At 61.8% G+C, this 18,901-nt stretch carries 17 protein-coding genes and 2 pseudogenes; 15 read left to right on the top strand and 4 right to left on the bottom strand.

The genetic code is table 11. From position 1 onward, the window contains the following. The first annotated feature begins 1 nt into the window (after position 1). From thrB to I6L39_RS00310, 8 genes and pseudogenes are all read left to right on the top strand, one after another. Positions 2-994 carry a homoserine kinase gene (thrB, locus tag I6L39_RS00345; RefSeq protein ID WP_254203706.1) on the top strand — a complete coding sequence of 331 codons (993 nt, stop codon included), beginning with the start codon at positions 2-4 and terminating at the stop codon, positions 992-994. Next, complete coding sequence (gene thrC / locus I6L39_RS00340) at positions 991-2,265, top strand: threonine synthase (protein ID WP_216990702.1); 1,275 nt, start codon at positions 991-993, stop codon at positions 2,263-2,265. Before thrB ends, thrC (I6L39_RS00340) begins: the two co-directional genes overlap by 4 nt. 110 nt (positions 2,266-2,375) lie before the next feature. After that, on the top strand, positions 2,376-2,798 hold the full coding sequence (locus I6L39_RS00335; RefSeq protein ID WP_216990701.1) for an SgcJ/EcaC family oxidoreductase: 423 nt from the start codon (positions 2,376-2,378) through the stop codon (positions 2,796-2,798). Between the two features lie 494 nt (positions 2,799-3,292). Next, positions 3,293-3,559: a hypothetical protein gene (locus tag I6L39_RS00330; protein ID WP_216990700.1), complete on the top strand. Its 267-nt coding sequence runs from the start codon at positions 3,293-3,295 to the stop codon at positions 3,557-3,559. A gap of 154 nt (positions 3,560-3,713) precedes the next feature. After that, positions 3,714-4,664 carry a transposase gene (locus tag I6L39_RS00325; protein ID WP_216990699.1) on the top strand — a complete coding sequence of 317 codons (951 nt, stop codon included), beginning with the start codon at positions 3,714-3,716 and terminating at the stop codon, positions 4,662-4,664. Positions 4,665-4,842: 178 nt separating this feature from the next. Continuing rightward, positions 4,843-5,949, top strand: a pseudogene (gene thrC, locus I6L39_RS00320) (threonine synthase); the annotation flags it as partial. Positions 5,950-6,060: 111 nt separating this feature from the next. Continuing rightward, complete coding sequence (locus I6L39_RS00315) at positions 6,061-6,459, top strand: DUF4440 domain-containing protein (RefSeq protein ID WP_216990698.1); 399 nt, start codon at positions 6,061-6,063, stop codon at positions 6,457-6,459. Between the two features lie 497 nt (positions 6,460-6,956). Beyond that, positions 6,957-7,175 carry a hypothetical protein gene (locus I6L39_RS00310; protein ID WP_234917558.1) on the top strand — a complete coding sequence of 73 codons (219 nt, stop codon included), beginning with the start codon at positions 6,957-6,959 and terminating at the stop codon, positions 7,173-7,175. A 209-nt stretch (positions 7,176-7,384) separates the two neighbouring features. Here I6L39_RS00310 and I6L39_RS00305 read toward each other — a convergent pair whose 3' ends face one another. Further along, entirely contained in the window at positions 7,385-7,891 is a 507-nt protein-coding gene (locus I6L39_RS00305) for a HEPN domain-containing protein (protein WP_216990697.1), read from the bottom strand. 8 nt (positions 7,892-7,899) lie between these two features. Then, positions 7,900-9,021, bottom strand: coding sequence for a DUF262 domain-containing protein (locus I6L39_RS00300; RefSeq protein ID WP_216990696.1), 1,122 nt, complete (start codon positions 9,019-9,021; stop codon positions 7,900-7,902). Positions 9,022-9,470: 449 nt separating this feature from the next. Between I6L39_RS00300 and I6L39_RS00295 the strand changes: the two genes are divergently transcribed. The 4 genes from I6L39_RS00295 (at position 9,471) to I6L39_RS00280 (ending at position 12,763) form a co-directional block, all read left to right on the top strand. Continuing rightward, positions 9,471-9,872 (top strand): hypothetical protein, encoded by a 402-nt coding sequence (locus I6L39_RS00295; RefSeq protein WP_216990695.1) that lies wholly within the window; start codon positions 9,471-9,473, stop codon positions 9,870-9,872. Positions 9,873-10,084: 212 nt separating this feature from the next. Beyond that, positions 10,085-10,549: a GNAT family N-acetyltransferase gene (locus tag I6L39_RS00290; protein ID WP_216990694.1), complete on the top strand. Its 465-nt coding sequence runs from the start codon at positions 10,085-10,087 to the stop codon at positions 10,547-10,549. Between the two features lie 200 nt (positions 10,550-10,749). Next, a complete protein-coding gene (locus I6L39_RS00285; RefSeq protein WP_216990693.1) occupies positions 10,750-12,045 on the top strand; it encodes a PAS domain-containing methyl-accepting chemotaxis protein in 1,296 nt (431 codons plus the stop codon). Positions 12,046-12,205: 160 nt separating this feature from the next. Then, positions 12,206-12,763, top strand: coding sequence for a DUF3332 domain-containing protein (locus I6L39_RS00280; protein WP_216990692.1), 558 nt, complete (start codon positions 12,206-12,208; stop codon positions 12,761-12,763). 457 nt (positions 12,764-13,220) lie between these two features. Here I6L39_RS00280 and mobB read toward each other — a convergent pair. Both mobB and mobA read right to left on the bottom strand, forming a co-directional pair. Then, a pseudogene (gene mobB / locus I6L39_RS00275) lies at positions 13,221-13,715 on the bottom strand (molybdopterin-guanine dinucleotide biosynthesis protein B); the annotation flags it as partial. Beyond that, positions 13,712-14,326 (bottom strand): molybdenum cofactor guanylyltransferase MobA, encoded by a 615-nt coding sequence (gene mobA, locus I6L39_RS00270; RefSeq protein ID WP_216990690.1) that lies wholly within the window; start codon positions 14,324-14,326, stop codon positions 13,712-13,714. The gene mobA and the pseudogene mobB, both read right to left, overlap by 4 nt. 219 nt (positions 14,327-14,545) lie before the next feature. Here mobA and I6L39_RS00265 point away from each other — a divergent pair, with 219 nt between their 5' ends. From I6L39_RS00265 to I6L39_RS00255, 3 genes are all read left to right on the top strand, one after another. Further along, positions 14,546-16,255 carry an NAD-dependent malic enzyme gene (locus I6L39_RS00265; protein WP_209794531.1) on the top strand — a complete coding sequence of 570 codons (1,710 nt, stop codon included), beginning with the start codon at positions 14,546-14,548 and terminating at the stop codon, positions 16,253-16,255. Positions 16,256-16,608: 353 nt separating this feature from the next. Beyond that, entirely contained in the window at positions 16,609-17,847 is a 1,239-nt protein-coding gene (locus I6L39_RS00260; protein WP_216990689.1) for a uracil-xanthine permease family protein, read from the top strand. Positions 17,848-18,107: 260 nt separating this feature from the next. After that, complete coding sequence (locus I6L39_RS00255; RefSeq protein WP_042078652.1) at positions 18,108-18,848, top strand: dienelactone hydrolase family protein; 741 nt, start codon at positions 18,108-18,110, stop codon at positions 18,846-18,848. Positions 18,849-18,901: the final 53 nt, after the last annotated feature.

The raw sequence follows: 18,901 nt of genomic DNA, 5'->3' as shown, positions 1-18,901 counted from the left end.
CATGAGTTCAGAGATGAACCCGAATGTAGAAATCGGCGGCAGCGTGGTGGCCTATGCCCCTGCCTCCAGCGCCAACCTGAGCGTGGGCTTTGACGTCCTGGGGGCAGCGCTCGCCCCCGTGGATGGCTCCCTGCTGGGGGACCGCGTCCAGGTCAAATCGGCAGAGGTGCCTTTCGCTCTCTCTTCCGTGGGTCGCTATGCCCACAAGTTGCCGGACGACCCGAAAAAGAACATCCTCCACGACTGCTGGGTCGCCTATGGCGAGGCGCTGGAGAAGCGCGGCCTTGGTCTCAAGCCGCTGGAAATGGTGCTGGAGAAGAACCTGCCGGTGGGCTCGGGCCTGGGATCGAGCGCCTGCAGCGTGGTGGCGGCGCTGGAAGGGCTCAACGCCTTCCACGGCGCGCCCCTGAATGAACACGACCTGCTGCTGCTGATGGGGGAGATGGAGGGCAGGATCTCCGGCTCCGTCCATTACGACAACGTGGCGCCCTGTTATCTGGGCGGCATGCAGCTGGTGCTGGAGGAGGGGGGCGTCATCAGCCAGGGCATCCCGGTGTTTGACGAATGGTACTGGGTGGTCTGCTACCCGGGCACAGTGGTCTCCACCGCCGCCGCCCGCGCCATCCTGCCGGCCCAGTATCGCCGCCAGGACTGCCTCACCTATGGCCGCCGGCTGGCCGCCTTCGTGCATGCCAGCTACAGCCGCCAGGAAGGGCTGGCCGCCAGTGTCCTGAAAGACGTGATCGCCGAGCCTTATCGCGCGGCCCTGATTGAAGGCTTCAACGAGGTGCGGGCCCAGGGGGCCCAGAACGGGGCGCTCGCCACCGGCATCTCGGGGTCCGGTCCCACCGTGTTCGTGGTGATGAAGGATCTGGCCCAGGCCGAACGCATGAAAGAGTGGATGGAAGCGCACTTCGTGCGCAATGAAGATGGATTTGCCCGGGTCTGCAAACTGGACATGGCCGGGGCACGGGTAACAGGAAGCGAGCTATGAATCTTTACAACATCAAGGACAAGAGTGAACAGGTGAGCTTCGCGCAGGCGGTGCGTCAGGGTCTGGGCCGCGAGCAGGGGCTGTTCTTCCCAGAGACCCTGGAGCCGCTGGCCGATGTGGATGCCCTGCTGGATCTGCCGCTGGCCGAGCGCTCGGCCCGCATCCTGAGCCACCTGCTGGGTGACGAAGTACCGGCAGCCAAGGTGAGCGAGCTTATCGACGCTGCTTTCACCTTCCCGGCGCCCCTGGTGAAGCTGAAAGATGGCACCTATGCGCTGGAGCTGTTCCACGGCCCGACCCTGGCGTTCAAGGATTTCGGCGGCCGCTTCATGGCCCAGTGTCTGGCCGCCTTCAGGACCAACGACAAGATCACCATCCTCACCGCCACCTCCGGCGACACCGGTGCCGCCGTGGCCCACGCCTTCTACGGCCTGGAGGGGATTGAAGTGGTGATCCTCTACCCCAAGGGCAAGATAAGCCCCTTGCAGGAGGCGCTCTTCTGCACCCTCGGCGGCAACATCCGCACCCTCGCCATAGACGGTGACTTCGATGCCTGCCAGGCGCTGGTCAAAGATGCCTTCGACGATGAAGGGCTCAAGACCGCCATCGGCCTCAACTCCGCCAACTCCATCAACATCAGCCGCCTGCTGGCCCAGGTCTGCTACTACTTCGAAGCCGTGGCCCAGCTGCCGAAAGCCCAACGGGCCAAGGCGGTCATCAGCGTGCCGTCCGGCAACTTTGGCAACCTCACCGCGGGTCTCATCGCCAAGGCGCTGGGGCTGCCGGTGAAGCGCTTTATCGCCGCCACCAACGCCAACGACACCGTGCCGCGCTACCTGAAAACCGGCCAGTGGGAGCCGCACCAGACGGTCGCGACCCTGTCGAACGCCATGGACGTGAGCCGCCCCAACAACTGGCCGCGCGTGGAAGAGCTGTGCCGTCGCAAGGGCTGGGCGCTGGAAACCTTGGGCTCAGGGATGCGTGACGACGCCCAGACCCGAGATGCGCTCAAACGCCTGCATCAGCTGGATTACCTGTGCGAGCCCCACGGCGCCATCGCCTGGGATCTGCTGAACGAGCAGCTTGGGCAAGACGAGGTCGGTGTGTTCCTCTGCACCGCCCACCCGGCCAAGTTCAAGGAGTCGGTGGACGAGATCCTGGGGCTGGATGTGCCGCTGCCCGGCCCGCTCGCCAAGCACGCCGCGCTGCCGCTTCTGTCCCACGACCTGCCCGCTGACTTTGGCCGCCTCAAGGCCTTCCTGCTCTGTTAAGCAGTCATGAGACGCTGATGATCCCCCGCTTTTTCACGAGAGCGGGGGATTTTTTATGTCCGGTATAGGGCGGGGAACCCCCCTGATCCCCCTGAAACAAGGAGCACGGCATGAGCCCGCATCCCCTTCGCACCTTGATCGAGACCTGTGACGCCGCCATCTCCCGGCGCGACTTCGACGCCCTGATGGCCTTCTACGCCGAGGACGCCGCCCTGGTGGTCAAACCCAGCATGGTAGTGCGCGGCATTCCCGCCATCCGCCGCGCCTTCACCGCCATCTCCGATTACTTTGACGGTAAGCTTGAGGTGACCCAGGGGGCCATGGAGGTCATAGAGGGGGCCGACAACGCCCTGGTGATCATGGAGACCCGGCTGCGTTACCCGGGCGGGGAGGGCTGGATCGACGAAACCCGGCGCGCCACCTATGTGTTTCGCAAGGAGGCCGATGGCCAGTGGCGTTGCACCATAGACAACTCCTACGGCACTGCGTTGCTGGGCGTGCAGCAGCCCGGCTATCGGCCTGCAACCGACTAGCGCAGTAACACTGGCTCGGCGTAGCCAGAGTGTGTGTATAGCGTGCGTAATCAAGGCGCACCATCAAGGCCGTGCAGCCAGACCGGTTAGTCAGATTGAGTAGCCAGATTGAGTAGCAAGAGCCAAGCCATGCAGGTCGGGGAACCCGAGCCGCACGCAGGGCACCGCTCTGCCTGGGAGGGGAGCATCACAGCGCAGCCCCCGGCGCAACTCCCCGTTTTGGTTGTGCCTCACAACCTGCTGGTGAAAGGCATACCGACAGTGATTGCTGCGACGTTTTTGCACATTTGATTTGCACTCTCGTTGTTATGCTCGCCCCTGGCAGCACAACCCTGTCGGTGGGGCATTTCCGGCCCCCCGGAGCCCGTTGACCCGGCCTGCCGTGGCTGCTAATCAGGGGACTGCTTGACACCCTTCATGGACGAGCAGAGCCGCAGATGCCTCGAAGGCGCGGCATATCGACAACAACACCACAGTGCAGGGAGCAAACCATCATGTGGCCGTACCGAAAAATAGTGACCCAGTCCCTCAAAACTCCCCTGATGATCGCCAGGATCATGTTTTACCTGGCCCTGTTATTGGTCTTCCCCCTGCCAATGATGATGCTATCGGACTCTCCGGCGGTAGAGATCGGGCGTTTCTCTTACATCCTGGTGACGTTTCCCATCGCCATTGGGCTGATGCTGATATCGAGCCTGATGGCCATCCTCATTGCCATGGTGGAGTCGCGCAACCAGCAGCCACCCCTGGGGCGGTGGTAAGAAGGTCCCTGCCTTTCAAGCCATCCAATAAAAACCATCCCGCTTGGGATGGTTTTTTAATCGGGATTTTTGGTTTTTAATCGGGACACCCACCTTTTTGACAGCGGCGTAGCCCTGTACTTGGCTTGAGAGGTCACTGCCCAGGGGGTGAGCCATGACCATTGCCCGTTCACGTCAAATCAGTCTGCAGGATACGCCTTATTACCACGTGGTCAGCCGCTGCGTGCGGCGGGCGTTTCTGTGCGGGGAGGATGCCCACTCAGGCCAGAGTTACGAGCATCGGCGTCAGTGGGTGGTCGACAAGCTGGGACAACTGTCGCGGCTGTTTGCCATCGGAGTCTGCGCCTATGCGGTGATGAGCAACCACTATCACCTGGTGCTCAAGGTCGAGCCGAATATCGCCGCCAGCTGGAGCGAGCAAGAGGTGGCCGAGCGTTGGGCGGCGCTGTTCCAGTGGCCGCTGCTGGTGCGACGCTGGTATCAGGGGGAATCCCTGATTGAGCCCGAACTGGCTGTGGTGCAACAACTGATAGGGCAGTGGCGGGAGCGCCTGCATTCCATCAGCTGGTTTGTGCGGTTGCTCAATGAAAACCTGGCTCGGCAGGCCAATCGGGAAGACGGCTGCAAGGGCCATTTCTGGGAAGGGCGCTTCAAGAGCCAGGCCCTGCTCACCGAGTCAGCCCTGCTGGCCTGCATGACGTACGTTGACCTCAACCCGATACGAGCTGGATTGGCCGATCGGCCCGAGCAGAGCGACTACACCAGCCTCAAGCAGCGTCTCGATGGCGAGCAGCCCGCAGCCCCATTGCCACCCTTGTTGCTGCCGTTTGCCAACCAGCGTACATCGGATGGTCTGCCTTATGCCTTTACCGATTATCTGATGCTGGTGGACTGGACAGGTCGTGCCATCAGAGTGGACAAGCGTGGCCATATTCCGTCCCACCTTGCACCCATCCTGGCGCGGTTGGGGCTGGATGAGATTCGCTGGCTGAAGCAGGTGACGCTGTTTCGGCGCCAGGGCATCAGAGTGGTGGGTGACAGAGACCATTGCCAGCAGTTTGCCCGGCACTGTGGTCAGCGACGATGCCATCAGCCACCTTGTTAATCCGATAGATCCCGTTTTACTCCCTTGGCATTTGTTTGGTGTCAGGCATTGCCATGTCTGAACACGCGACCCCACCGGGTAAATGTCGCTGGTGTACAAGATATTTATCGGGTTCCAGGAAGATCAGTGTGTGATGAGAGATATAGCCAGCCAGGTAACGGCTGGCTCAGAAAGGTGGGTGTCCTAGATTTTGGGTGACGAAGTACCGGCTGCCAAGGTGAGCGAGTTGATCGATGCCGCCTTCACCTTCCCGGCGCCCCTGGTGAAGCTCAAGGACGGCAACTATGCCCTGGAGCTGTTCCACGGCCCGACCCTGGCGTTCAAGGACTTCGGTGGCCGCTTTATGGCCCAGTGTCTGGCCGCCTTCCGCACCAACGACAAGATCACTATCCTCACCGCCACCTCCGGTGACACCGGCGCCGCCGTGGCCCACGCCTTCTACGGCCTGGAGGGGATCGAGGTGGTGATCCTCTATCCGAAGGGCAAGATCAGCCCCTTGCAGGAGGCGCTCTTCTGCACCCTGGGTGGCAACATCCGCACCCTCGCCATCGACGGCGACTTCGATGCCTGCCAGGCGCTGGTCAAAGATGCCTTCGACGATGAAGGGCTCAAGACCGCCATCGGCCTGAACTCCGCCAACTCCATCAACATCAGCCGCCTGCTGGCCCAGGTCTGCTACTACTTCGAAGCCGTGGCCCAGCTGCCGAAAGCGGATCGCGCCAAGGCGGTCATCAGCGTGCCGTCCGGCAACTTCGGCAACCTCACCGCGGGTCTCATCGCCAAGGCGCTGGGGCTGCCGGTGAAGCGCTTTATCGCCGCCACCAACGCCAACGACACAGTGCCGCGCTACCTGAAGACCGGCCAGTGGGAGCCGCACCAGACGGTCGCGACCCTGTCGAACGCCATGGACGTGAGCCGCCCCAACAACTGGCCGCGCGTGGAAGAGCTGTGCCGCCGCAAGGGCTGGGCGCTGGAGACCTTAGGGTCAGGCATGCGTGACGACGCCCAGACTCGCGATGCGCTTAAACGCCTGCACCAGCTGGATTACCTGTGCGAGCCCCACGGCGCCATCGCCTGGGATCTGCTGAACGAGCAGCTCGCCGAGGACGGGGTAGGGGTCTTCCTCTGCACCGCCCACCCGGCCAAGTTCAAGGAATCGGTGGACGAGATCCTGAATCTGGATGTACCGCTGCCGGGGCCGCTCGCCAAGCACGCCGCGCTGCCCCTGCTGTCCCACGACCTGCCCGCCGACTTTGGCCGCCTCAAGGCCTTCCTGCTCGGTTAAGCAGTCATGAGACGCTGACGATCCCCCGCTTTTTCACGAGAGCGGGGGATTTTTTATGTCCGGTATAGAGCGGGTAGCCTACCCTGATCCCCCTGAAACAAGGAGCACGGCATGAGCCAGCATCCCCTTCGTACCTTGATCGAGACCTGTGACGCCGCCATCTTCCGGCGCGACTTCGACGCCCTGATGGCCTTCTACGCCGAAGATGCCGCCCTGGTGGTCAAACCCGGCATGGTGGTGCGCGGCATCCCCGCCATCAGCCGCGCCTTCACTGCCATCTCGGATTACTTTGACGGCCAGCTTGAGGTGACTCAGGGGGCCATGGAGGTGATCGAGGGGGCCGACAACGCCCTGGTGATCATGCAGACCCGGCTGCGCTACCCGGGCGGGGAGGGCTGGATCGACGAGACCCGCCGCGCCACCTATGTGTTTCGCAAGGAGGCCGATGGAGAGTGGCGCTGCACCATAGACAACTCCTACGGCACCACGCTGCTGGAGGCGGAAGCTTGATGCCAGCCACTCGATGGCCCTCTCTCTGAGCCATCCCCCCTGAATGCCTTCCCCAAGGGCCGCGCCCCGGCCCGCATCTGACGTCTCGGGGCCCCTCCCTGCCATCATCGAGGCATCCCCGCTGGCGCCGCACCACAGTGGGAGCCCGGGCACAACTCCCCGCATGGCGCCGTATCACAACCTGCTGCCAGGATCCTCTGTCTCAGCGGTTGCTGCGGCCTGGCGCGTGTGGATAGCGCTTTTTACCCAGCAAGGCAGACAGGGGCGGGACAATAAAATGGATGGGAAAAATCCGGTTGAGAAAGACTCGATGCGGGCCATTGACCCGGCGCCTCGCGGCTGTTAATCAGGGTGCTGCTTGAAGCTTTCATGGACGAGCAAGGTCGCAGATGCCTCGACGGCGCGGCTTATCGACAACAACAACACCACAGTGCAGGGAGCAAACCATCATGTGGCCGTACCGAAAAATAGTGACCCAGTCCCTCAAGACCCCCCTGATGATCGCCAGGATCATGTTTTACCTGGCCCTGTTATTGGTATTCCCACTGCCAATGATGATGTTATCGGACTCTCCGGCGGCAGAGATCGGGCGTTTCTCTTACATCCTGGTGACGTTTCCCATCGCCATGGGACTGATGCTGATATCAAGCCTGATGGCCATCCTGATTGCCATGGTGGAGTCGCGAAACCAGCAGCCACCCCAGGGGCGGTGGTAAGGGGGCCCTCGCTTTGCGAGCCATCCAATAAAAAACCATCCCGTGCGGGATGGTTTTTTTGTTTCCGAGCATCCAGAACGGCGGCTCGATATCCCAATCTAAATTGGGATACCCATCTTTTTTGCATGTGTGAGGGAAAATAGCCAGCCGAGTCATGGCTGGCTCAGAAAGATGGGTGTCCTAGGTTTTGCCTTATTTGTGATATCAAATCATTCTTCATCATAATTATGTTGCACTACAGAATCTAATATTTGTATTACTCGTACTCCATCGAGAAAATGTTCTATTGTTTTTTCTATTTCTAGATTTGGATGCCCTCCATGAGCAAATTCATTTCTGGCATCAACAAGAGCTGTTAGAGAACCTCTTAATCTCGGTTTATCATCTAGTGATACTTGCTCATCAAATCGGGACCTCCATCTTGGATCAAACTCAGTGAGCATGTTTTCTATTTGGTTAAGTTTTGGATTACATGATGAGTCTCTTATTTTTCTTTTTATGAAGTTCTTTACTTGTACATTATTATCTTTATCAATCTTGTCTGCAATTATTTGTTTGAATGCTGTTTCAATGCTGCCAGAGGCTCTAATTACAGCATATTTTTTTATGTATGGTGTCGGGTTTGCTCCAGGACCCAAACCAGTTAATAAAGATTTAATGCTATGCAGCTCTAGAGTACAGTCATCTAGTATTTGTTTGACATCAGTATTTGTCATGATTAAGGTCACCCAAAAATCACGTCATACATGTTATTAACTCTAGCTCTAATATTCTGTGTTCGCATGGTTTCTTGGGATAACAATTTCTGAAAATCATTGTTTTTTAGAACATCAAGGCGGAGGTGTTCCATATTCCCTGAAACTCCATTAATAGTTCCGGATTCAAAGGCCATATCAATGGAGATCATTATGGCATCGAATAGTGTTGGATTGAAGTTTGGAACTAACTTCGTCGGATCCTTTGGAGATAAATTGTGAAATACCCCGTTACCAAAATGCTCATGAGCAAACTCAATAGCTCGTATGAACTTTAATCTTAACTGGTCAATCGCTTGTTCGTTATTCACAGATTCCATATATTGATTAAGATATTTTTTCAATGAAATCCTTGTTGGTGAATCAGCTGCCGTTTGAATTTTTTCATCCGAAAGAGCAAAGAACCGTAGAATGAACTCCAGATCTCGCATTCGTTCGTCGTGAGTTATCTCTCCCCATAAAGTACGCCATGATTTATTTTGATTAAGCTCGAAAAGCAGGCTATTTATAGGCCCTTGGTAAATACAATTTCTAATTTCTTGGGGGAGGAGTGTTCTACCACTAGAGTTTATTCTCTCGAAAACCTGATACAGGCTAGTATCACCTACCGTAGGGTGCTGTTGCATAAATATTATTGCATGTATAGTGGTGTTTCTTATTTTTCTGCGCTCATCATCAGTTAACTCTAAGAAGGCTTTTCCTCTCCATCTTTCATGTATTTTTGGACTCTTTGAAAGTTTAAATACAGTGCTGTCTTTTGAAAAAATGCCTTTAACATAGTCGCGGATAGTCATTATTCGTTGATAACCATCAATGATGAGAAGTTTTTCCTCCTTGGTTTTTGCTAAGAAAATACTTGGAACGGGTAATCCTAATAAAACTGAGTCGATAAATCTGGATGCCTCTGTTTTATCCCAAACATAATGTCTCTGAAGTTCTGGCTTTACTAATTCATTTTCATCATATCGTGATATTAGCTCTCGAAAACTTAAATCTGCACCCCAAGATGATATTTTAAATAAGTCATCATCACTGTAAAAGTCTTCCTGTTCATCAATAGATGAATCTATTATGATGTCATGCTCATCCATTTTATTTCCCTTAGGCTAAAATTAAATAATAGCGATTGACTTAGGTTTTTAATTACATTTACTGCACTAAATATTTTCGTTCTAACATGAAGTGATAACAAACACGCTACCGCCCCTGGATTACAGCTTCCAATGTGCTCCATAGACCAGCGGGCGGGGCCCGGATGGTGCTATAGGCGCCGAATGGCCAGCATAGCCTCAAGCCTCATACGCAAACCAGTCAAAAGTTGACGCAACTGTCGACAAGCGCTGAATTTTTGCGCCAGCTCACCAATCTCGCCTCTTGGCTGTGCTGGGCGGGGCGGACAGGGGGGTTGGGGTCTTGCGTACACGGCGGTACTTTGGTTGTCATCAAGCGGGGGGACTATAGTGCAGCGAGGCGAGGGTGCCTCGTTTGGCCCGCGTGAGTGGGGCTAACCACAATGGATAGAACGAAGGGAGTTGGTCATATGAAGCGGATCCTGATGGTGTTGAGTCTGTGTGTGGCGGTGTTTGGCATGGGCATGGGGGTGGCCCAGAGCGCCACCGCAGCGGTGGCGGGCGATGGCTCGGGGGCGCAGCAGGGGTGCGAGGCCCAGGCCGCGGCCAAGAAGCTGGCGGGCGCCGCCAAGACCAGCTTTGTGGGCAAGTGCGTCAAGGATGCCTCCGCCAGTGCCAAGGCGAGCCAGTGCGAGAAAGCGGCCGCCGACAAGAAGCTGGCCGGTGCGGCCAAGAACAGCTTCGTGCAAAAGTGCCTGAAGACGGACGGTGCTGCCGACAAGGCAACCCAGTGCGAGAAGGCGGCGGCGGATAAAAAGCTCGCCGGGGCGGCCAAGAACAGCTTTATCCAGAAGTGCGTGAAAACCGCCTGAGCCGGTTGAGGCAGTGAAACAATAGGGGCCATAGGCCCCTCTCTCTTTTGGTGGCCCCGAATGGGGAAGGGGGATGTGGATTGACCTGCTCGTTCGGATCATGGTGGTGGTGCGTGGCACCTTGGCAAGTATGGGGGGAAGACGCAGGCATACCCTGCGCGTTAACCTGCCTGCGTCGGGGGGAGCCCCGGTCATTTATCAAGGAGAGCATGATGATGGTACGAGTGGCCCAAGCCGCCGATATTCCCGCCCTGGTGCGGCTGCGCATGGCACTCTTTTGCGAGGTGGGGGAGCTTGCCCGACCCGATGAGGATCCCGCGCTCTGGCAGGCGACGCAGACCTATTTCACCCGGGCGCTGGAAGAGGGCCACGCCCGCAGCTGGCTGGTGGAAGAGGGGGGCGAGGCGGTGGCGTGCGGCACCCTGGCGCTCTTCGTGCGCCCGCCCTATCCGGGCAATCTGGCGGGGCGGGAGGGCTATGTGCTCAATATGTACACCCTGCCGGCCTGGCGCAGGCAGGGGATGGCGAACGCCCTCCTTGTCGCCATAAAGGCCTATGCCCGCGAGCAGCAGTTGGGCAGGCTGTGGCTCCATGCCAGCGACGAGGGACGCTCGCTCTACGAGCGGTTCGGGTTTGCGGACAATCCCGCCTGTCTTGAGTGCGTTCCCGCCCGTTAGCCGCCTTTTTCACCGCGGGGTTGATCCTCCCCTCGCCGGGTTGCGTACTGGCAGCCCTTGGCGGCATCGCCGCTTTTCTCTACACTGCGCGCCCCATTCGTTTCAGTCGTCCGACCACTTATGTCGGCGCTGGCGGTGCCGATACCCTCCGTGGGTGAGGCTGTGGTGCCGATCCGGATCGTCAATGAGGTAGGAGTGTCATGTTCAATCACAAACTCAAGGCGCAGTTGCAGGCTTGCCAGACCCGGCTCGAAGAGGAGCAGGGGGTGGTCGAGGCGATCAAGGCGGGGGCCGCCACCCTTCTCTTCAGTCCGGAGGGGATCATCCTGGAGGCGAGCGCCCCCTTCCTGGCTCTGATGGGGTATGACGCGGGCGAGCTGACGGGACAGCCCCACAGCCGGCTCTGCCCCAGGGCCTGGGCCGAGTCCGACGACTATCGCCAGTTCTGGCGCCGCCTCGCCCAGGGGGAGGCGCAGTCTGGCACCTTCGAGCGGGTGAACCGGCAGGGGGAGACGCGCTGGCTCGAGGCGAGCTATTTCCCGGTGAGGCAGCAGGGCAGGGTGACCCGGGTGGTGAAGATTGCCAGCGACGTGACCCAGAGACACCAGAAGCTGCAGCGCCTGGAGGCGCTCACCGAGGCGCTGGACCGTTCCCGGGCCATGATAGAGTTCACCCCGAACGGCGACATCATCAGCGCCAACGCCAACTTCCTCAACGTCATGGGCTACTCCCTGGGGGAGCTGGCGGGCAGGCACCACAGGATCTTCTGTGACGAGGCCTTCCTGCGCGAGCAGCCCCGCTTCTGGGAGGAGCTGGCCCGGGGCCAGTTCAAGTCCGGCCTCTTCATGCGCCACAACAGCCGGGGACAGGCGGTCTGGTTGGAGGCGACCTACAACCCCATTCGGGATGGCAGCGGCAAGGTGGTCAGGGTGGTGAAGTTCGCCAGCGACATCACAGCGCGCATCGAGCAGAACCACGCCACCCGGGAGGCGGCCCGCCTCGCCCACAGCACGGCCCAGGAGACCCTGCACAGCGCAGAGGCCGGAGCCGAGCTGCTGCGCGCCGTGGTGGAGACCTCCTCCCTCATCGCCACCCGGGTAGATCAGGCCATCGCCCTCATCGGCCAGCTCAACGAGCAGTCGAGGAGCATAGAGGCCATCGTCTCGACCATCAGCGCCATCGCCGATCAGACCAACCTGCTGGCCCTCAACGCGGCCATCGAGGCGGCGCGGGCCGGGGAGCAGGGACGCGGCTTTGCGGTGGTGGCGGACGAGGTGCGCCAGCTGGCCGCCCGCACGTCGCTCTCTACCGACGAGATCGCCAGGGTGGTGCAGAAGAACCGGGAGCTGACCGCCAGGGTGACCGAGGACATGGCCGGGGTGGCCGGCAGCGCCGAACTCGGCAAGCAGCAGATCGCCGGCGCCTCCCGACTGATGAGCGAGATCCACCAGGAGGCGGACAGGGTCTCCCAGACGGTCTCCGCCCTCTCCATCTGAGGAGCCGGTCTGGCGACAGGGGCTGACGGTATCGCCAAAAGAGTGAGCGATCGCGCCGCCAGGCTGAACCCGGGCTGTACGGGCTCCCCCTTGTCAATTGTCCTGCCCGGAGCACTTGTTTAGGCTGCCGCCTCCTTTTTCATTGAACGGGTAGACAACGATGGCAGTACGACAGAGAGGCAGGGCCCTGGCCCTGCTGCTGGGAATGGGGGCGAGCCTGGGGCTCGGCGGTTGCATGGGACAGATGGGGCTCTCCGCCATGGTGACCAAGGGCAACCTCAGCGTGGTGGACAACCGCTACGGCCGCGCCGGCGTCTTCATGCTGCTCTCCCCCGTCTATGGCCTGGCGGCGACGGCGGATCTCTTCGTGTTCAACACCATCGAATTCTGGTCCGGCAAGAACCCCATCACCGGCAAGTCGCCGGCCCTGGTGGATCAGAAGGCCGACGCCGTCATCAAGGTCAACCAGCACCTGGATCCGGCCCTCAACAAGGTGCCGCTGGCCATGCTGCCCCAGGGGGTGCGCGAGGTGGAGATGCGCTACCCGGACGCCCACACGGCGCAGATGGAGATCCACTACCTCGACGGCAGACGCGGCACCATGCGCGGCGAGATGCACGGCGATCTGCTGCACCTCTATCTGGACGACAAGCTGATCTCGACCCTGAGCCGCCAGCAGCTCGATGAGATGAGCCGGGAGGGGCGCACGCTCGCCTGAGGGGCCTCCCGAAGGGGGAGTATGCCTGGTGTCACAAAGCCCCGCTTCGGCGGGGCTTTTTCGTGGGCGCGCTGCTCTGTCAGAGGGCGGTGCGAGGGGGGGCGGGATCAGGGGCGGGCCGAGGGCTTGTGATGAGGGGCCAGGTGCTCTCCGGCAGCCTGAACGCCCGGGTCGGCAGGACGGTGAGGGGGAAGGCCAGGGGGGCGATACGACGTCACCGGCCCGCCAGCGGACGTATCATCACCCGCTCGCCGGGGGAGAGGGGCGCGGGGGCGAGTTCGATCAGGCAGTTGGCCTCGTCGTGCGACCCGTCCGCCGGACGTACCAGCAGGGCGCCCGCCTCATCCTGGCTCAGAACGCCGGGCACAGAGGCCAGCCCCGCCGGGTGGGGCAGGGGCGCCTGCAGCCGGGCGCAGAGGCGCAGGGGCGGGGCCGGCTGGCGGGCTCCTGGTCGGGGCAGCCAGGCGCAGACAAAGTCGGCGATGGCCTCCAGCTCGTCGAAGCCGAAGCGGGGCAAGGGGCTCGCCTGGGGCGTGTCGCTCACGAGGGCGATGATGTCAGGGTCATCGGGGAAGAGCAGGGGCCTGCCGATGGCGGCGCGATACAGCTCCACCTTGGGAAAATGGTGATGCTTGAACCCCTCGACCAGCAGCAGATCCAGGGCGCTGGCATCGAAGCGGGCCAGCAGCGCCGCCAGGGAAGGCTCCCCCTCTGGCGTCTCCCGGATGAGGGCGTGGCGCCGGTCGGAGGCCGCCATCACCTGGACGGCGCCCGCCTGGCGCAGGCGGTGGCTGTCCTTGCCGGGCCGGTCGATGTCGAAGTCGTGGTGGGTGTGCTTGAGCACCCCGAGGCGCAGGCCGCGCTGGCCGAGCAGGGGGATGAGGCGCTCCAGCAGCGTGGTCTTGCCGGTGCCGCTCCAGGCGACGAAGCCAAGCAGGGGCAGGGGGCTCATGGCGCGCCCCCTTCCAGCAGCCTCGCCTCCCAGGCGGCGAGCTCGGCCGGGCTGTTGAGGTTGACGAAGGCATCGGGCTGGTCGGCAAAGGGCACCACCGCCATCCGGTGGCGGGCAAACCAGGCCCCGGTCTTGCGCTCCCCCGAAGCCAGCGCCCGTTGCAGGGAGGGGAGCAGGGCACGGCGCAGCAGGGCGACCACGGGCTGGAGGTGCTCGCCGTCGTGGGCCACCACCAGTTCTGTATCAGGGGTCACGGCGGCGCGAAAGCGGGCCATCAGATCCCGGGGTAGGGCGGGGCCGTCACAGGGGACGAACAGCACCCAGTCGTGGCGGGCGGCGGCAAGACCCGCCTGCATCCCGGCCAGCGGCCCCTGGAAGTCGGCATGCTGGTCGCGGATGACGGGGGCAAGCTGCCGATAGCGATCCTCGCTGCGGTTGGCATTGATCAGCACCTCGTCCACCTGGGGGCGCAGGCGATCGAGCACGTGTTCGATCAGGGGAGTGCCCGCGAGGGGCACCCAGCCCTTGTCGTCGCCCCCCATGCGGGTGGCACGGCCACCGGCCAGGATGACGGCGGAAACGGGAAATGCGGGGGGCTGGGGCATGCTCATGGTGCTCCTGGGGGTGAAGAGGGCAGGCAAGGGGCCGGGGGGATCTTGCGCCAAGCGCGCCGCCGGAGCAAGCCTCTCCCGACCCTGGCCGGCGGGGCTTTGGCCGCAGGGTATGGCTGAGCTCACAAAACCGAATCCCTAAACGTCATATGATCCGCACCAATCTGAGTCTTGCTCTCCTGCCGAATGGCAACTTCATGTAAATCAAAGAGAATGACTATGGCTACCGGACAATATCTGCTGTGGAAAGATGCACAGGGCGAGGACTTTCGCCCGGTCGCGCTGACGGGCACCGATCTGCTCAACGATCGCAACCTCAACAAGGGCACCGCCTTCACCGAACAGGAGCGGGCCGACTTCGAGCTCGACGGCCTGCTGCCGCCCCAGGTGCAGACCTTCGAGGCCCAGCTGGAGCGGGTCTATGAGGCCTTCCTGAGCGCCTGCAGCGACATCGAGAAGTACCAGAACCTGAGGGCCCTGCAGGATCGCAACGAAACCCTGTTCTACGCCCTCCTGTCGCGCCACGTGGAGGAGATGACCCCCTACATCTATACCCCGACCGTGGGCAAGGCGTGCCAGGAGTTCAGCCACCGCTTCCAGAAGCCGCGCGGCCTCTACATCACCCAGAAGAACGTCGATGACATGGGCTCCCTGGCCCGACACATGGACGCCAAGGCGGTGCGCATCATAGTCGTCACCGACAGCCAGGGGATCCTCGGCATCGGCGATCAGGGGGTGGGCGGCATGGGCATTCCCATCGGCAAGCTCGCCCTCTATACCCTGGGGGCCGGCATCCATCCCGCCTGCTGCCTGCCCATCGCGCTGGACGTGGGCACCGACAACCAGGCGCTGCTGGATGACCCCATGTACCTGGGTCAGCCCCACAGGCGCATCCGCGGCAAGGAGTACGACGACTTCATCGACAAGTTCGTGGCCGGGGTCAAGCGTCACTTCCCGAACGCCGTGCTGCAGTGGGAGGACTTCAGCAAGTCCAATGCCTTCAACAACCTGGCCCGCTACCAGCAGGTGCTGCCGTCGTTCAACGACGACATCCAGGGCACAGGCGCCGTGGTGCTGGCGGGCATCATAGGAGCGGTCAAGTCCAAGGGCGAGACCCTGGGCCAGCAGAACTACCTGGTCTACGGGGCCGGGGCCGGCGGGGTCGGGGTGGCGGATCAGATCTGCGCGGGGATGATCCGCGAGGGGCTGGACCCGCAGGCGGCCCGGGATCGCATCTACATCCTGGATACCCAGGGGCTGGTGTGCGACAACCGGGAGGGGCTGGACGAATACAAGCGCCGCTACGCCAAGCCGGGCCTGCTGCTGGCCCAGTGGGAGCTGCAGGGCAAGGCGGGGCTGACCGAGGTGCTGCGCCACGTGCCCATCACAGTGCTGCTCGGCACCAGCGGCGCCGGTGGCGCCTTCCAGGAGGAGCACATCCAGCTGATGCTGGCCCACTGCGAGCGCCCCATGGTGTTCCCGCTCTCCAACCCCACCGCCAACTGCGAGGCGCTGCCGGAGGACATCTTCCGCTGGAGCCGGGGCCGCGCCATCGTCGCCACCGGCAGCCCGTTCAAGGACGTGCACTTCGAGGGGCAGGACTATCGCATCGGCCAGGGCAACAACGTCTTCATCTTCCCCGGCGTGGGACTGGCCGCCATCGTCAGCCAGATCCGCGAGATCAGCCCTGACATCTTCACCACCGCCGCCTTCGCGCTGGCGGAATGCGTGGATGAGGCGGATCTCGCCCGGGGCACCGTCTATCCGAGGATCAGCGAGCTGCGCAACATCTCGGTGCACGTGGCGACCGCGGTGCTCAAGGACATAGTGCGCCGGGATCCCTCCCACCCCCTGATCGGCCAGGATCTGCATCAGCACATCCTGAGCCACATGTGGGAGCCGGTCTATCTGCCCTATCGCCGGGTCTGACGGGGTTTCGAAAAACGCGACGGGGTGGCGCCAGCCACCCCGTTTTTTTGCGTCTGCCACCGGGGCGGTAGCCATCTCGGCCCAACCGGGGGCGGCGGGTCGGGCGACCAGTTGAAACCCTTGCCATGCTATCTGCCCGGAAAAACGATTGGCGTCGGCCACAAAAGTGCGTAAAATCGCATACTCGATGCTTGTAGCAACGAATCCCGCCTAAAAAGCCAGTTTCATGCCCTCCCCAAGCAGTAAAAGGCAACAAATGACGCCCAATGGCTCATTTTCTGCCTTGAAAACGTCTTGTGATGACTGAAAAGTGTCAAATATCCCTGTCAGTTATCAAAAAATTAAGGATACCCATGTTTTCCTTGGTCAAGCAAAGCGTCGCCGGGCTGCAAATTCTGTTTGTCGCCTTCGGTGCCATGGTGCTGGTGCCCCTGCTCACCGGACTGAACCCCTCCATGGCCCTGCTTGGCGCCGGTGTAGGCACCCTGCTGTTCCAGCTCTGCACCCGTCGCCAGGTGCCGATCTTCCTCGGCTCCAGCTTCGCCTTCATCGCCCCCATCATCTATGCCACCCAGACCTGGGGCCTGCCCTCCACCATGTTCGGTCTGTTCGCCGCGGGCTTCATGTACTTCATCCTGGCGGCCGTCATCCGCGCCCGGGGCATGGGCTTCGTGCACAAGCTGCTGCCCCCCGTGGTGATTGGCCCGGTGATCATGGTGATCGGCCTGTCGGTGGCCCAGGTGGCCTGCAACATGGCCATGGGACGCGCCGGCGGTGAGCAGGTGGTGCCACCGGCGACCGCCCTGACCCTGGCGGGCATTTCGCTGGCGGTAACCCTGATCGCGGCCGTGTTCTGCAAGGGCTGGATCAAGCTCATTCCCATCCTGTGCGGCGTGATCGCCGGTTATGTCTCTGCCGTGCTGATGGGCCAGGTGAGTTTCGACGGCATGGTCAACGCCCCCTGGCTGGCGCTGCCCCACTTCGAGACCCCGGAGATCAACTGGGCCGCGGCGCTCTTCATGCTGCCGGTGGCCATCGCCCCCTGCATCGAGCACATCGGCGGCGTGCTCGCCATCGGCGGCGTGACCGGGCAGGACTACACCAAGAACCCGGGGCTGCACCGCACCCTGGCCGGTGACGGCATCGGCGTCTGCTTCGCCGGCCTCATCGGTGGTCCCCCCGTCACCACCTACGCCGAAGTGACCGGCGCCGTGATGATCACCCGCAACTTCAACCCGGTCACCATGACCTGGGCCGCGGTGTTCGCCATCATTCTGGCCTTCTTCGGCAAGTTCAACGCCCTGCTCACCTCCATCCCCATGCCGGTGATGGGCGGCATCATGCTGTTGCTGTTCGGATCCATCGCCGCCATCGGCCTCAAGACCCTGGTGGAGTCCAAGGTGGATCTGGGCCTGTCCCGCAACATCGCCATCGTGGCCGTGACCCTGACCGTCGGCGTCGGTGCCCTGGAGATGAAGATCGGCGACTTCGCCCTGGCGGGCGTGGGGCTGGCCTCGGTGGCCGCCATCCTGCTGAACCTCATCCTGCCCCAGCACTCCGAGGAGGGCGCGATGGAGAGCGCCAAGGATTAAGCGTCGTCACCCCCTGATCCGACAAGAGGCCACCTTCGGGTGGCTTCTTTCTTTCTGCTGAACCTCATCCTGCCCCAGCACTCCGAAGAGGGTACCATGGAGAGCGCCAAGGACTGAGTCCGGGCACGGACTCTTTCCCTTGTCTGACAAGAGGCCACCCCAGGGTGGCCTCTCGCTTTTTGGGCCGGCGGCCCCCCTCTCTGGCCGCCTCTCCCGAGGGACTACACTCAGGAGCGTCATTCAAGCTGGAGGGATAGGCGATGAGGAAGGCATGGATCCTGGCCCTGTTCGGGCTGATGGGAAGCGGCGTGGCCGAGGCCGGTGCGGTGCGCTACGAGGTGGAGGGGCAGCCGTTCGAGGGGTATTACCTGGCGGCCGCCGACAAGCAGGCCCCCCTGGTGGTGCTGGTGCACGACTGGGACGGGCTCAACGGCTATGAAATCAAGCGCGCCGAGATGCTGGTGGCGCTCGGCTACAGCGTCTTTGCGGTGGACCTGTTCGGCGCAGGGGTGAGGCCGACCGCCATGGAGGAGAAGAAGAAGCTGACCGGGGCCCTCTATCAGGACAGGAGCCGGATGCGCAAGCTGCTGCAAGGGGGGCTCGCCGAGGCGGGCCGACAGGGGGGGCGGCTCGACAATGCGGTGGCCCTCGGTTACTGCTTCGGCGGGGCCGCCGTGCTGGAGCTGGCCCGCAGCGGGGCGGATTTGAAGGGGGTGGTGAGCGTGCACGGCGGGCTGGAGACCCCGGCCGGGCAGGACTACAACCAGACGAAGGGGCATCTGCTGATCCAGCACGGCAGCGCCGACGAGGCGGTGCCGCTCACCCAGTTCGCGACGCTGGTCGGCGAGCTGGAGCGCGCCGGGGTCAAGCACGAGGCGACCAGCTACAGCGGTGCCCCCCACGCCTTCAGCGTGTTCGGCTCGGACAACTACCGCGCCGACGCCGATGCCAAGTCCTGGCGGCGCTTCACCGAGTTTCTCGGGGAGGTGACCAGGGGCTGAGGGCGCGGCAGTGCCTGGGGCTGGCTGGTTATACTCAACGGACGGGGCGCCGC

Source organism: Aeromonas sp. FDAARGOS 1409 (assembly GCF_019048705.1).
GTDB classification, from domain to species: domain Bacteria; phylum Pseudomonadota; class Gammaproteobacteria; order Enterobacterales; family Aeromonadaceae; genus Aeromonas; species Aeromonas sanarellii.
The sequence above is the reverse complement of the archived record's forward strand: the minus strand, read 5'-3'. Positions and strand labels throughout refer to the sequence as shown.